At 70.1% G+C, this 13,773-nt stretch carries 13 protein-coding genes; 4 read left to right on the top strand and 9 right to left on the bottom strand.

Going from position 1 to position 13,773, the window contains the following annotated elements:
• The first annotated feature begins 175 nt into the window (after window positions 1-175).
• On the top strand, window positions 176-709 hold the full coding sequence (locus tag K3N28_RS17225; protein ID WP_228093953.1) for a hypothetical protein: 534 nt from the start codon (window positions 176-178) through the stop codon (window positions 707-709).
• Here K3N28_RS17225 and K3N28_RS17230 read toward each other — a convergent pair.
• Entirely contained in the window at window positions 699-1,796 is a 1,098-nt protein-coding gene (locus K3N28_RS17230) for an erythromycin esterase family protein (protein WP_228093954.1), read from the bottom strand. The two genes, K3N28_RS17225 and K3N28_RS17230, sit on opposite strands and share 11 nt — an antisense overlap.
• A gap of 80 nt (window positions 1,797-1,876) precedes the next feature.
• Here K3N28_RS17230 and K3N28_RS17235 point away from each other — a divergent pair, with 80 nt between their 5' ends.
• Both K3N28_RS17235 and K3N28_RS17240 read left to right on the top strand, forming a co-directional pair.
• Window positions 1,877-2,770: a MerR family transcriptional regulator gene (locus K3N28_RS17235; protein WP_228093955.1), complete on the top strand. Its 894-nt coding sequence runs from the start codon at window positions 1,877-1,879 to the stop codon at window positions 2,768-2,770.
• Window positions 2,771-2,838: 68 nt separating this feature from the next.
• Complete coding sequence (locus K3N28_RS17240) at window positions 2,839-3,666, top strand: alpha/beta fold hydrolase (RefSeq protein ID WP_228093956.1); 828 nt, start codon at window positions 2,839-2,841, stop codon at window positions 3,664-3,666.
• A gap of 106 nt (window positions 3,667-3,772) precedes the next feature.
• Here K3N28_RS17240 and K3N28_RS17245 read toward each other — a convergent pair whose 3' ends face one another.
• The 8 genes from K3N28_RS17245 to K3N28_RS17280 form a co-directional block, all read right to left on the bottom strand.
• Window positions 3,773-4,810, bottom strand: a complete 1,038-nt coding sequence (locus tag K3N28_RS17245) for an ABC transporter ATP-binding protein (RefSeq protein ID WP_228093957.1) — start codon at window positions 4,808-4,810, stop codon at window positions 3,773-3,775.
• Window positions 4,800-5,825, bottom strand: a complete 1,026-nt coding sequence (locus K3N28_RS17250) for an ABC transporter ATP-binding protein (RefSeq protein ID WP_374209816.1) — start codon at window positions 5,823-5,825, stop codon at window positions 4,800-4,802. The genes K3N28_RS17245 and K3N28_RS17250 overlap by 11 nt, the downstream gene beginning before the upstream one ends.
• Before the next feature lie 17 nt (window positions 5,826-5,842).
• Window positions 5,843-6,763: an ABC transporter permease gene (locus K3N28_RS17255; RefSeq protein ID WP_228093959.1), complete on the bottom strand. Its 921-nt coding sequence runs from the start codon at window positions 6,761-6,763 to the stop codon at window positions 5,843-5,845.
• Window positions 6,756-7,766, bottom strand: coding sequence for an ABC transporter permease (locus K3N28_RS17260; protein WP_228093960.1), 1,011 nt, complete (start codon window positions 7,764-7,766; stop codon window positions 6,756-6,758). The genes K3N28_RS17255 and K3N28_RS17260 overlap by 8 nt, the downstream gene beginning before the upstream one ends.
• An 87-nt stretch (window positions 7,767-7,853) precedes the next feature.
• A complete protein-coding gene (locus tag K3N28_RS17265) occupies window positions 7,854-9,509 on the bottom strand; it encodes an ABC transporter substrate-binding protein (RefSeq protein WP_228093961.1) in 1,656 nt (551 codons plus the stop codon).
• A 230-nt stretch (window positions 9,510-9,739) separates the two neighbouring features.
• Window positions 9,740-10,444: a PfkB family carbohydrate kinase gene (locus K3N28_RS17270; protein WP_228093963.1), complete on the bottom strand. Its 705-nt coding sequence runs from the start codon at window positions 10,442-10,444 to the stop codon at window positions 9,740-9,742.
• Between the two features lie 167 nt (window positions 10,445-10,611).
• Window positions 10,612-10,926: an iron-sulfur cluster insertion protein ErpA gene (erpA, locus tag K3N28_RS17275; protein WP_228094192.1), complete on the bottom strand. Its 315-nt coding sequence runs from the start codon at window positions 10,924-10,926 to the stop codon at window positions 10,612-10,614.
• Between the two features lie 220 nt (window positions 10,927-11,146).
• Window positions 11,147-12,250, bottom strand: coding sequence for a glycerate kinase (locus K3N28_RS17280; protein WP_228093964.1), 1,104 nt, complete (start codon window positions 12,248-12,250; stop codon window positions 11,147-11,149).
• 149 nt (window positions 12,251-12,399) lie between these two features.
• Here K3N28_RS17280 and nadA point away from each other — a divergent pair, with 149 nt between their 5' ends.
• Window positions 12,400-13,566, top strand: coding sequence for a quinolinate synthase NadA (nadA, locus tag K3N28_RS17285; protein WP_228093965.1), 1,167 nt, complete (start codon window positions 12,400-12,402; stop codon window positions 13,564-13,566).
• Window positions 13,567-13,773 lie beyond the last annotated feature (207 nt).

Consider the following 13,773-nt stretch of genomic DNA (forward strand, 5'->3'; position numbering starts at 1 on the left):
GCATAGCCGCGTGGCGGGAGAAGCCGCCGAAGCCGCGCCGACGTGACCGATGCTCACGCCAGACCGCGGGAGCCGCATGCCAGAACAGGCGCATCGATAGGCTCGCTGGACGGAGGGCGGTCCCGCTTCGGCGGGACCGTCCACTCGCCGCTCCCCCACCTAGAACGGCAGGACCTTGACCCCCGAGCACCTTCGCGACGCCGCCGGAATCGCGGCCGTCTTCGGCTTCTTCGCCATGTCCTGGTTCGGCTGGGCGCAAGAGAAGCCGCCTGCGCCGTGGCTGCGGCCCTTGCGGGTCGGATCGATCCTCAGCGGCCTCACCGCCGTCGGCGGCGGCCTCCTGGTCTGGCGGCACTGGTCCGACGGTTCGGTCATCGACGACCGCACCGGCCCGCTCTTCGGCATCGTCGTCGGCGTCGAGTTCGCCGCCGCCGGTCTCGGCTCAGGGCTTCTGGCGTTCCGGAAGCGCACCGACCTGATGTCGGCGTGGATCGCGTTCGTCGTCGGCGTGCACCTCTTCCCCGTCGCGGTCATCCTCGAGATCCCCGCCCTGCATGCGCCCGCCGCGCTGATCACGCTCGCTTCCATCGCCGCCGTGCGGATCGCGCGAACGAAGTCCCTCGCGGTCAGCGCCGTCGTCGGAGCCGCCACCGGACCGATCCTGCTCGTGTCGGCGGCACTGGCGCTCGCCGACGCGTTCACCCGCTGACGCACAGGACCGCGTCGGCGCTCTCCACGGCGTCGCGGTCGAGCGGCACTCGGCCCTGCTCGTGACTCATGGGTTCCAGGTCCACCATGTCGGCTTCCGCCAGGCTCCAACGGTATTGCCCCGGGGTCGCTGCGGAGTCGGGTGATTCCGGTCCCGTTCCCTCGCTGCGACCCAGCCAGCCGACGATGCAGAGGTACCGGTCCTTCATCAGCGTCGAGACGATCGCGCCGGTGCCGTTCCAGGCGAGGTCCATGCCGGCCATGCTCATGCGGCTCGGGCTCCGTTGCAGGTGGGCGTTGTGGCCGTGGACCATGGTCGGGCCGCGGCGGGCCTCGATGTCGCGGATGTCCAGGAGCTGCTGCGCCATGAGCGCGTCGCGGACACCGGACAGGCGGCTCCACCGGTCGCCGTCGCCGATGCGCTCCGCGGCCTGGCGGTGGTAGCGCAGCAGTCCCAGGGCGGTGGCGGCGTGGGCCTTGGCCCGGTCCCAGGCGTCGCGCGACGTGGCGGCGATCAGGTCGGGGGCGGCGGCGTAGAGCTGCGAGGAGAGGTCGTCGGCGATCACCCGCAGGCGGTCGGCTTCGGCGGTGTCGCCCGGTGAAGCGGCCGGGTCCATGACCGCTTCGTCGCTCTCCCAGCGGTCGTCGTCCCCGACGAGCGGCGTGAGGTCGATGTCGAGCCCGAGGTAGTCGCGGACGGTTTCGAGGTAGCGCCGCGGGCTCGGCGCGGTGAACTCGAACGGGCCGTCCGTCCCGTAGAAGGCGAGCCGGTCTTCGGGCGCCTGCCGCTCGTTGTACTCGCGCATCCACTCGATGAGGCGCCGGTTGGCGTCGAACTCGCCGAAGCCGTGCGTGAAACCGTCGCGCATCACGGCGTCGAGGGTGCCGGTGCCGTGTTGGACGTAGTCGTTGGCGGCGAGCGCGGCCACGCGGTCGGTCTCGAGCGCGATCGACCGGAAGCCGCGATCGACCAGCTGCGCGAAGAGCTCGTTCCGGATCCGCCCGAAGGCCGGCTCCCGATGGTCGGGCTCGCCGAGGGCGAGGAGTTCGCAGGAGTCGTTGACGAAGTCGCGAATGTCTTGAGTCATGGACTCAAACATATCGTTGAAAGAACGGTTGAGACTTCGACGCGATCTGACCTTGTATCAGGGAGGTAAAGTCTCAACCGATGATGCAACTCCGTCCTTCGGATCTCGCGCGGGAGCACGGCCTGTCGACCCAGGCCGTGCGCAACTACGAGCGCGACGGCTGCCTTCCGCCCGCCGAGCGCACCCGCAGCGGCTACCGGGTCTACACCGAGGTCCACGCGGCGGCCCTCCGCGCCTTCCTCGCGCTGGTGCGGGCCTACGGCCACGCCACGGCGGTCGAGGTCATGCACGCGGTCCACGACGACGACCTCGACGCCGCGCTGATGATCATCGACCGGGGACACGAACAGCTGCTGCGCGACCGAAGCACGCTGGAATCGGTGCGCGCGGCAGTCGATCGGCTCACGGCCGAGACGGCCCCGGGACGAGCGGACGGGACGGGTCCCGTCCCCGACCGGACCGACTCCCGCGCACGCCGAGCCGGCGGGTTCACCGCGAGTCGAGCCGATCTCCGTGCCGGCCGGGCATCCGAGGCGGGCGCCGATCCCGCGCGAGCCGAGTCCCGCTCGAGCCGCGGGGCGTCCGAGGCCTCAGGCCGATCCGCCCAGTGGGCCCCTTTCAGCATCGGCGAACTCGCACACCGGCTCAACGTCACTCCGGCCACCCTGCGCAACTGGGAGGACGCGGGCGTCCTCGCACCCGAGAGGGACCGGGCCGGGTACCGCCGCTTCGACGCCGGTGACGTCCGCGACGCCGAACTCGCCCACCTCCTCAGACGCGGCGGTTACCCCTTGGAGCACATCGCGACCGTGGTCCGACAGGTGCGAGGGGCGGGCGGCACCGCAGCCCTGTCCCAAGCGCTGGAGGACTGGCGGCGCAGACTCACCCGCCAGGGCCTCGCCATGCTCGACGCCGCCGCCGCTCTGAGCCGATATCTGCACGCATCGGAGACGGGCTCGCCCAGGGACCGATGAATTCCGGCTCCGCGTCTCGTCTGCATGAGTGCGGCCGCCGGGCCGCGAGATCAGCAAGGGAGGCGCGCATGTCGGAGAACGTCGAGCTCGGGGTCGAACACTTCGGCGATCCCGCGGCGCCCCTGGTACTGCTGGCGGGCGCCCCGACAATGCTCTCCTGGCCCGACCCGCTCTGCCGAGCACTCGCGCGCGGCGGACGTCACGTCGTGCGCTACGACCTGCGCGACGCCGGCGCCTCGACGACCCTCGACCCCGAAGCGCCCGCGTACACGCTGCGCGACCTCGCCGCCGACGCCGCCACGCTCGCCCGCGAACTCGACGACCGGCCGGCGCACCTGGCGGGCATCGGCGTCAGCGGCATGGTCGCCCAGGTCGCCGCGCTCGACCACCCCGAGGCGTTCTCGGCCCTCACCCTCGTCGGGACACGGCCCGTCGCACCGGGCCCGGTCGACGACGACCTGCCCGACCACGATGCCGCGACGATGCGACGACGGTTCGCGCTCCCCCAGCCCGACTGGTCCGACCGCGCCGCCGTAGCCGACTTCGCCGCCGCCGGCGCGGCGATCCTCGGCGACGACCCCGCCGAGGCGCACGCCAGGGCCGAACGCGTCTTCGACCGCGCCCCCGGCACCGAGACCGCGATCCAGACGGCCAACCAGATGGGCATGGTCTTCGCCAGGCTCGACTGCAAGCCGCGCTGGCGCGAACGCCTCCCCGAACTCGCGATGCCGACACTCGTGGTGCACGGCCGGCGCGACCGGTTCTTCCCGGTCGGCAACGGCGAAGCGCTCGCACGCGAGATCCCCGACGCTCGCCTGCTCGTGCTCGAACACGCCGCGACCGCCCTCCCCGAGGCCGCCGCCGACGACGTCGCCGCCGCGATGCTCGCCCTGTAGGCCGTCGACGCGAGGAGTTCGGCCGCGGCGCCGACGCCGGACGGCGATCGACCGTCGAGCGGCACGGCATCCGCCCGGATCCCGCCGGTCCTCCTCGGCGAGCGGGCTATTTCACGGCGTGGGTCACGTCCCTTTCCTCGGCGTAGAAGCAGGCTGTCGGGTGATTGCCGTCGTCGCCCGCCGCGAGGGTGGGGACCTCCTCGGCGCAACGGTCGGTGGCCTTCCAGCAGCGGGTCCGGAAGCGGCAGCCCGACGGCGGGTTGATCGGGGACGGGACGTCGCCGTGCAGCACGATCTCCTCGCGGTGGCCGCGCAGTTCCGGGTCCGGCACGGGGACCGCCGACAGGAGGGCCTGCGTGTACGGGTGCCTCGGGTGGTCGTAGATCTCCGGACCGGTGCCGTGCTCGACCACCTTGCCCAGGTACATGACCGCGACCTCGTCGGCGATGTGGCGCACCACCGAGAGGTCGTGCGCGATGAAGACGTACGCGAGCCCCAGCTCGTCCTGGAGTTGTTTCAGCAGGTTGATGACCTGGCCCTGGATCGAGACGTCCAGCGCGCTCACCGGCTCGTCGCACACGAGGACTTTCGGACGCAGCGCGAGCGCGCGGGCGATCCCGATGCGCTGGCGCTGGCCCCCGGAGAACTGGTGCGGGTAGCGGTTGACGTGATCGGGGCTGAGGCCGACCATGTCCAGGAGTTCCTTGACCTCGTTGGCGCGCTTGGCTTTGGGAACGACGTCCGGGTGGATCTCGAAGGGCTCGCCCACGATGTCGCCCACGGTGAGTCGCGGGTTCAGGGAGGTGTACGGGTCTTGGAAGACGAGTTGGACGTCTCGCCGGAAGGGACGGATCTTCCTGGCGGAGAGGTCGCCGATCTCCTTGCCGAGGACCTTGATGGAGCCGGAGGTGGGGGTCTCGAGCCCCACGAGGAGCTTCGCGAGCGTGGACTTGCCGCAACCGGACTCGCCCACGACGCCGAGGGTGCTGCCCGGGCGGAGCTTCAGGTCGACGCCGTCGACCGCCTGGACGTGGCCGACGGTGCGTTTGACGACGATGCCGCGATGGATCGGGAAGTGCTTCACCAGGTCCTTCGCCTCCAGGGCCGGTTCGGCGGCGTCCCCTCGGCCCAGTTCAGCGTTCATCGGTGTAGACCTCCTCGGCGAAGTGGCAGCGGCTGCCGTGGCCCTCGGCGGGCTCGATCCACGGCGGCACCTCGTCAGCGCAGACGTCCTCGGCCGCGAAGCAGCGCGGATGGAACGGGCAGCCGCTCGGCAGCGCCGCCGGGTTCGGCGGCAGCCCGCGGATGACCTCGAGTTCCCCGCCCACGGCGTCGACGCGCGGGATCGCGCGCAGCAGCGCCTTCGTGTAGGGATGGGCGGGGCGCTTGAAGGTGTCGTAGATGTCGGCGCGTTCGACCACTTCCCCGGCGTACATGACCGCGACGTCGTCGGCGACGTCGGCGACCACGCCGAGGTCGTGGGTGATGAGGATCAGGCCCATGTGCCGTTCGGCCTGGATGCGCTTGAGCAGCCGCATGATCTGGGCCTGGACGGTGACGTCGAGGGCGGTGGTGGGTTCGTCGGCGATGAGGACCTCGGGTTCGAGGGCGAGGGCCATGGCGATCATGACGCGCTGGCGCATGCCGCCGGAGAACTGGTGCGGGTAGTGGCCGATGCGGTTCTTCGCGTCGGGGATGCCGACGAGGTCGAGCAGTTCGATCGCCCGGCGCTTCGCTTCCCGGCGGCTGGCGCCGCGGTGGACGCGGAAGAGCTCGCCGATCTGGAATCCCACGGACCAGAGCGGGTTGAGGGCGGAGAGGGCGTCTTGGAAGACGATGGCGATGTGGTTGCCGCGCACGGTGCGGCGGGTCTCCTCGTCCTGTTCGAGGATGTCGACGCCGTGGAGCAGGACGCGCCCGCCGGTGATGTGGCCGGGCGGGGTGTCGAGGATGCCCATGATCGCCTGGGAGGTCACGGACTTGCCGGAGCCGGACTCGCCGACGATGGCGAGGGTGCGCCCCTGCTCGAGGGTGAAGCTCGCGCCGCGCACGGCCGGGATCCGCTCGCCGCGCACCTGGAATTCGACGCGCAGCGAGTCCACTTCGAGCAGCGGGGCGTTGCGGTCGACGCCGGGAAGGGTGTCGCCGATGACGCGCATGGTCTCTGCCAACGGTCTCACCTCAGTTTCGGGTCGAGGGCGTCGCGCAGGGCGTCCCCGAAGGTCGCGAACGCGAACACGGTCAGGATGAGCAGGCCCAGGGGCCAGGCGAACAGGTAGACGTAGCCGCCGCCGGCCCATTCGGTGCCGTCGGAGAGCAGCACGCCCCAGCTGGTGGCGGGCGGTTGGACGCCGATGCCGAGGACGGCGAGGGCGGCCTCGGTGACGATGATGCCCCCGATGGTGGTGGGCACGACGGCCGTGACCGGGACGATCGCGTTCGGCAGGATGTGCTTGAACATGATCCGCCGGTCGCTCGCGCCGAGGCATTTGGCGGCGACCACGTAGTCGAGGTTCTTGGTTTCGAGGGTGGCCGCCCGGGTGTACCGGCAGAACTCCATCCAGCCGAACAGGGCGAGGGCGAGCGCCGGGGCGGCGATGGTGTCGAAGAGGTTGTCGGCGGAGACGCGTCCGCGGAACAGGCTCAGGATGAGGATGGCGCCCATGAGCATCGGGATGACGATGAAGACGTCGAGCGACCGGGAGATGAGCGTGTCGAGCCAGCCGCCGTAGTAGCCCGCGTAGATGCCGAGCACGAGGCCGACCGCGACCGAGGCGACGATGACGGTGAGCGCCAAGACGATCGTGGGTCGGGTGCCGTGGACGAGGGTGGCGGCGAAGTCGCAGCCGAACGCGTCCGTCCCGAGCGGATGCTCGCCGGTGAACCAGGTGTCGGGCCTGAGCCGCGCGTCGCGGCCGGCGCACGCGGTGGGGCTCTTGTCGGTGAACAGGCCCGGGAAGGCGGCCATCGTGAACACCAGGAGGAGCACGAGGCTGGCGATGATGACGTCCGGGCGCCGGCGCATGGTGCGGAACGCGTCGGACCAGAGGGAGGCCTGCCGTTCGGTGGTCGGCACTGGCGCGGTGAGCTCACTCATAGCGGATCCTCGGGTCGAGTGCGGCGTAGAGGAGGTCGACGACGAGGCTGACGACGACCACCACGAAGGCCGAGACGGTGAGCCCGACGATCACCAGGTTGCCCTCCTGGCGCTGCACCGCCTGGAAGATCATGCGGCCCATGCCCGGGATGCCCATCACGCCCTCGGTGAGCACGGCCCCGGAGAGCATGAAGGCGAACAGGAAGCCGATGCCGGTGATGATCGGGATCATCGAGTTGCGGATGACGTGCACGACGGTGATGCGCAAGGGCTTGAGGCCCTTGGCCTTCGCGGTGCGCACGAAGTCGGACCCGAGGTTCTCCAGCTGCGCCGCGCGGATGAGGCGGGTCATGGTGGCGAGGCCGACGGTGCCGACGATGATGCCCGGGACGATGATCGTCGTCCACGGGTAGTCGGGGTTGTAGCTGGGTCTGAACACCTGGCCCATGAACGACTCGGTGCCCCAGATGTCCCTGGCCCACCGGGTGAGCGGCACGGCCACGATGTACACGTACGTGAGCAGGATGAGGAACACGGGGATCGAGTCGGCGAGGATCGTCGTGCCGCGCACGGTGTGGTCGATGAACCTGCCGCGGTGGCGGGCCGCCCACGTGCCGAGCACCATCGACACGGCCACCAGGGTGATGACCGAGAAGGCGAAGAGCCGCAGCGTGTTCGGGATGTAGATCGACAGGAGCTCGGCGACGTCCCGGTTCCCGTTGAGGGTCGTGCCGAGGTCGCCTCGGACGAAATTCTGGAGGCGGTCGACGAACGGCGCCAGGCAGGGGTCGCCGGTGCGCTCGTAGCAGGGGTTGTCGAGCCCGTAGAGGCGCTCGACCTGCGCCAGCATGGCCGGGTCGGGGGTGCGGTCGCCGCCGAAGAACAGGAGCGCGGGGTTGCCGCGGACCTGGACGGACAGGGCCATCAGGTAGTGCAGCAGGAACAGCACGATCCCGAGGGTCAGCAGGGCCTGGAGGAGGCGTCGGATGACGTAGCGTCCCATGGTGGTTCCAGTTCTCGAGCCCGGGCGGGCCCTGCCGCGGCGCGCGCCGCGGCGGGGTGTCCGCCCGGGATTCCTCGGTTGTGGGTGCTACTCGGTGATGACGACGTCGCGCAGTTCGCAGTCGCCGCGCGGACCGGCGTAGATCGGGTGGACCTGCACGTTGTCGAGGCGATCGGTGTAGAAGAAGTTGTAGTTCTGCCCGAACACCGGGACGCTCGGCATGTCCTCGGCGAGGATCATCTCCGCCTCGGCGTAGAGCGCGACCGCCTCGTCGAGGCTCGCCGCGGCACCGGCCTCGGCGATCTTCGCGTCGTACTCGGCGTTCTCCCAGCCCTGGTCGTTCGTGGCGGCGCCGCCGCCGTAGATCGGCTCCAGGTAGTTCTCGTTGAGGTTGTAGTCGGGGCCCCAGCCGGAGCGGAACGGCCCGTCGAGCTGGTGGTTCTCGCGGGCGGTCAGGAACTCGGTCCACTCCATCGGCACCAGTTCGTACTCGATGCCGAGCGACTCGGAGATGGAGTCGCCGATCGCGCGGAAGATGTCGAGGTTGTCGGCCGAGTCGTTGACCCAGATCCTGAGCCGCTCGCCCTCGGGCCAACCGCCGGCCTCCGCGAGGAGCGCCTGCGCCGCTTCGGGGTCGTGGGTGCAGTACTGGCCGCACGAGTTCGTGCCGCCGCCGAGGATGGACTCGGGCACCCATTCGTCGAGCGGCGTGAAGCGCTCGGGTCCGACGACGTTGCGCACCCCTTCGCGGTCGATCGCCATCGAGATGGCGCGGCGCAGTCTGACGTCCTGGTACTGCTCGTCGTACAGCGGGAACGCGAGCATCAGGATGCTGGGGTCCGGCTGCTGGATGACGCGTTCGTTCAGCTCCTCATTGTTCATGGCGGACTCGTAATCGGCCGCCGAGGGGCTGCAGATGTCGATGTCGCCGGTCTGGAAGTCGGCCCAGCAGTCGTTGCCTTCGAGGTAGACGTGCCAGTCGACGCCGTCGATCTGGGGCTTCTTCTCGCCCGGGTAGTCGGCCCAGGTGACCATCGAGCCGCCGTTCTGGATGTCGTACTCCTCTTCGAACATGAAGGGGCCGTTGCCGATCGGCTTGCGCTCGCAGGCCTCGACGTCCGCCAGGCACTCCTCGGCGACGGGGTAGAACGCCTCGTAGCCGAGCATCGTCGGGAAGCCGATGAACGGCGCGGTGAGCTTCACCTCGAGGGTGAGGTCGTCGATCGCGGTCACGCCGGAGAGGTGGGTGACCTCGACGGGCGCGTACTCCGGGACCTCCGGGTCGGCCCACTGGTCCTCGGGCAGCGGGTCGGGGTTCATCTCCGCGTAGCCCTCGAAGGTGCCGAAGAAGTAGTTCAGCGGCAGCACGTTGGGCGCGTACGCGGTCCGGTCCCAGGAGCGGATGAACGCGTCGGCGTTCACCGGTTCGCCGTTGTGGAAGGTCAGCCCGTCCTTGATCTTGATCGTCCACGTCTGGTTGTCGGACGAGGTGATCTCCTCGGCGACGAGGTTCTGCGGCTCGCCGGAGTCGATGTCGTAGTAGACCAGGCCGTCGTAGACGTTCTTGATGATCCGGTAGCCCTCGGATTCGCCGGAGCCGCCGGGAATGAGGCTGCGGACCTCCCCGATCTGCATGTTGATGACGGCGTCGCCCCCGCCCTCACCGTCGACGTCGCCTTCGTCGCCGGCGCAGGCCGCCGCGGACACCGTCAGTCCGGCGGCGGCGACTGCGGCCACTGTCATTCGCATTCGTCTCACTGGGCGCTCCAGGATGTGAGTGGGTCGTGGGATAACTCACACCATGTCGCACAACACCACCAAAAGATAGGGTGCGTTGTGGAATCGTTACCTGGAGGTCGGCAAGCGGAGACCTTGTGCCGCAAGCAGTTCGTCCGTAATGCCTGCGGAATCCCAATTAACGGGACGCATGGTTCCCATGTGGGCCGAGAGGCGAGACGGGTTCGCGTGTGGACTCAGTCGGGCAGCAGATAGGCGGAGGCCTCGGCCGCCGCGGCCGGGCCGTAGGACTGCTCCAGCCGGTGCACGAACTCGACCGGGTTGACGGCGTATCCGTGCGGTCCAACGGTTTCGAGCGCGAGCGCGGTCAGCTGCGAGCCGACCTCGGCGGACCGGCGCAGGCTCATCCCCCAGCCGAGCCCGGCCAGGAGCCCGGCGGTGAAGGCCTCCCCCGAGCCGGCGGGGTCGATGATCTCCCGGGCGCGGGCGAAGGGCACCCGGACGCGGTCCATGTCGTGGCCGGCGATCTCGACGCCGTCCTGGTCCAGTGTGGTCACGCGGACGCGGACGCGCGCGAGGATCTCGTCGTCGCTCAGGCCGGTCGTGGCCTGGAGCAGCTGGTAGCGGTCCTGACTGGAGACGAGGAACTTGGCGCCGGTGAAGAAGTCCACCGCCTCGTCGCCTTCGAGGTCGCCGGGGTCGGCGCTGAACTCGAGTCCGAGGTCGCGGCACTGGTCGGCGTAGGCGAGCATCGCCTTGGCCTCGCCGGGGCCGATGTGGATCAGCCCGAGGGTGCCGCCGCGCTCCATGACGTCGATGAGGTCGAGTTCATCGCCGTCGAGCACGACCGGGATCTGACCGAGCTCGCCCATGCCGCGGCCGACGGCGTGGGCGGTGGTTCCGGTGACGGCGGTCTTCAGGCCTTGCAGGACAAGTGGCACAGCAGTGGTCCTCGTTCAGTCGGTGACGAGATGACGCGGATGGAAGCGCGCGAGCGCTTGGAGAACGGGCGGTGGGGGCCCGACGGGACGAATCAGACTAACGCACGGCTCAGCCCGGCCGACCGCGAGATCGACCGGGCTGGAAGCTTGCTCCGTTGCGGGTCCCGCTAGTGGAAGGAGTCGCCGCACGCACAGGAGCCCTGCGCGTTCGGGTTGTCGATGGTGAAGCCCTGGGCGTCGATGCGGTCGGCGAAGTCGATGCTCGCACCGATGAGGTAGGGAATGCTCATCTTGTCGACGACGACGCCGAAGCCGTCGTAGTCCTGGACGGTGTCGCCCTCGCGCACGTCGGTGTCGAAGAACAGGCCGTAGCGCAGACCGGAACAGCCGCCGGGGCTGACCTCGACGCGCAGGCGCAGGCCTTCTTCACCCTCCTGCTCGATCAGGGCTTTGACTTTGGCGGCGGCCGCTTCCGTGAGCACGACGCCGACCTTGGTGGCGTTGTCCTGGGCGTCATTCGACTGCGCGGTATCGGCCTGTTGGGTGGCGCTCACTGGCAACTCCCTCGTATGTGTGCGAGATCCAAGTCGATCGGGTCTCTTCGACAGGTCAACAGTACCCAACGGGATCCGTGGTGTTCCTATTCCCGAAGCTCCCCGGAGGGGGATCTGGCGCACTGTGTCGGACCGCTCTCGACGGTACCTACTCGTGCCAGTCCTTCGCCACTTCCTCGGCGAGCGCGGTGAGTCCCTCGACCGGGGCGCGCATGGCGGCCTCGGGGCTGCCGACGAGGTCGACCACGGCGTGCACGCCGGCCAGGTCGGGGTGCGAGTCGACCTCGGAGCGCCCGGCCAGGACCAGGCACGGGGTGGCGTGGGCGGCCGCTCCGGAGGCGACCTCGGCGGCGAGCTTGCCGCGCAGGCTCTGGGCGTCGAAGGAGCCCTCGCCGGTGATGACCAGGTCGGCGGCGGCGATCTCGGCGTCCAGGCCCACGGCCTCGCAGGTGAGGCGGGCCCCGGACTCGCGGCGGCCGCCGAGGAGGAAGAACGCGAAGCCGAGTCCGCCGGCGGCCCCCGCGCCGGGCAGCGCGGAGGCGCCGACGGGGCCGACGGCGCGTTCGGCGACCTCGGCGAAGGAGGAGAGGGACATCTCCAGGAACGGCAACGCGTTCCCGGTGGCGCCCTTCTGGGGGCCGAACATGTAGGTCGCGCCGTGGGGCCCCAGCAGCGGGGAGTCGACGTCGGTGGCGGCGATGAACTCGACGCCGCGGGTGCGGGCCTCGCCTTCGACGGCGGTGCAGGCGGAGAGGACGCCGCCGCCGTTCGGGAGGGCCGCGCCGGTGGAGTCGAGGAGGGTGAGGCCGAGGGCGGTGAGCATCCCGGCGCCGGCGTCGTTGGTGGCGGAGCCGCCGAGGCCGACGACGACGCGCCGGGCGCCGCTCTCGACGGCGTGGGCGACGATGAGGCCGAGGCCGTAGCTGGTGGTGCGGCGCGGGTCGCGCTCCTCGGGGGCGAGGAGATGGAGGCCGCAGGCGGCGGCGGACTCGATGTAGGCGGTGACGCCGTCGCGGAGGTAGTCGGCCTCGACGGGGCGGCCGATGGGGTCGAAGGTCTTGACGGTGCGCCGGACGGCGCCGGGGAGGGCGTGGTCGAGGACGTCGACGAAGCCGGGGCCGCCGTCCGCCAGCGGCAGCGTCGTCACGGTGTCGTCAGGGCGGACGCGGCGCCAGCCGTCGGCGATGGCGTCGGCGGCTTCGGCGGCGCTCATGGTGCCGGCGAACTTGTCGGGAGCTATGAGGATGCGCACACCTTGAGGGTAATGGATGGCCCCTCACGACGTGTAACCGCTTTCCATCCAGATGGCCTGGGACGCCGACCGAGCACCGCATCACATGGCATCCGCCCCGAGGATTCGAGCAGGGCGGAAGGACGGCGAAGCGGATTACCATTGCGGCCATGACGGGCTTCAATGAACCTGCTTCCACCCAGACGGCGCTCCTGCTGCTCGGGCGCGGCACCGACGCCGGCTCCGAGCGCGGCGTCGACTGCCCCGGCGAGCTGCCGGCCCCCTCCGACCCCGACCTCGTCGAGCGCGCCCGCGCCGCGAAGGAGACCCTGGGCGGCAACGTCTTCGTCCTGGGCCACCACTACCAGCGCGACGAGGTGATCCAGTTCGCCGACGTCACCGGCGACTCGTTCAAGCTCGCCCGGCAGGCCGCGGCCCGACCCGACGCCGAGTACATCGTCTTCTGCGGCGTGCACTTCATGGCCGAGAGCGCCGACATCCTCACCGGCGACCACCAGCGCGTGATCCTGCCCGACATGGCCGCGGGCTGCTCCATGGCCGACATGGCCACCGCCTCGCAGGTCGAGCAGTGCTGGGAGGACCTCGAGCGCGTCGGGATCGCGGCGACCACGGTCCCCGTCACCTACATGAACTCCACGGCCGCGATCAAGGGCTTCGTGGGCCGCGAGGGCGGCCTCGTGTGCACCTCCTCGAACGCCGAGCGGGCGCTACGCTGGGCCTACGAGCAGGGCGAGAAGGTCCTGTTCCTGCCCGACCAGCACCTGGGCCGCAACACCGTGGTGCGCGAGATGGGCTTCGACCTCGAGGACTGCGCGCTCTACAACCCGCACAAGCCGAACGGCGGGCTCACCGACGAGGAGCTGCGGGACGCCAAGATCATCCTGTGGAAGGGCCACTGCTCGGTCCACGGGCGCTTCACGCTCGAGACCGTTGAGGAGATGCGCCGCATCGACCCCGAGGTCAACATCCTGGTGCACCCCGAGTGCAAGCACGAGGTCGTCGCCGCGGCCGACTACGTGGGCTCGACCGAGTACATCATCAAGCAGCTCGAAGCGGCCCCGGCCGGGTCGTCCTGGGCCGTCGGCACCGAGCTGAACCTGGTGCGGCGCCTGGCGAACCGCTTCCCGGACAAGAAGATCTCGTTCCTGGACAAGACGGTCTGCTACTGCTCCACGATGAACCGGATCGACCTGCCGCACCTGGTGTGGGCCCTGGAGGAGCTCGTCGCCGGGCGCGTCCCGAACCAGATCACCGTGGACGCCGCGACCGCCGCGTACGCGCGCGAAGCGCTCGACCGGATGCTCGCGCTGCCGTAGATGCAACCGCCGCCGCGGGTCGCGGCGTGTCTCATCAGGGGACTCGTCGCGGCCCGCGGAAGGCGCTCGCGACGCTTTCACCGGCTCGTGCGCCGCACCGTCCTTGGTGCGGATGATCACCGTGGGTTATCTCGCCACCTGGGCGTTTTCCCTGTGGTTATTCCGTTATCGTTGGTCCGCCGAGCGAATACAGGGTTGACAATCGAC

This window comes from Glycomyces sp. TRM65418 (assembly GCF_019710475.1).
Lineage (GTDB): Bacteria > Actinomycetota > Actinomycetes > Mycobacteriales > Micromonosporaceae > Glycomyces.

Bases quoted from the DNA above. Each gene is read 5' to 3' on its own strand.
- K3N28_RS17235 (WP_228093955.1), top strand. From the start codon at position 1,877: ATGATGCAACTCCGTCCTTCGGATCTCGCGCGGGAGCACGGCCTGTCG.
- K3N28_RS17240 (WP_228093956.1), top strand. From the start codon at position 2,839: ATGTCGGAGAACGTCGAGCTCGGGGTCGAACACTTCGGCGATCCCGCG.
- K3N28_RS17255 (WP_228093959.1), bottom strand. From the start codon at position 6,763: ATGAGTGAGCTCACCGCGCCAGTGCCGACCACCGAACGGCAGGCCTCC.
- K3N28_RS17260 (WP_228093960.1), bottom strand. From the start codon at position 7,766: ATGGGACGCTACGTCATCCGACGCCTCCTCCAGGCCCTGCTGACCCTC.
- K3N28_RS17265 (WP_228093961.1), bottom strand. From the start codon at position 9,509: ATGACAGTGGCCGCAGTCGCCGCCGCCGGACTGACGGTGTCCGCGGCG.
- K3N28_RS17245 (WP_228093957.1), bottom strand. From the start codon at position 4,810: ATGAACGCTGAACTGGGCCGAGGGGACGCCGCCGAACCGGCCCTGGAG.
- K3N28_RS17250 (WP_374209816.1), bottom strand. From the start codon at position 5,825: ATGCGCGTCATCGGCGACACCCTTCCCGGCGTCGACCGCAACGCCCCG.
- K3N28_RS17230 (WP_228093954.1), bottom strand. From the start codon at position 1,796: ATGACTCAAGACATTCGCGACTTCGTCAACGACTCCTGCGAACTCCTC.
- nadA (WP_228093965.1), top strand. From the start codon at position 12,400: ATGACGGGCTTCAATGAACCTGCTTCCACCCAGACGGCGCTCCTGCTG.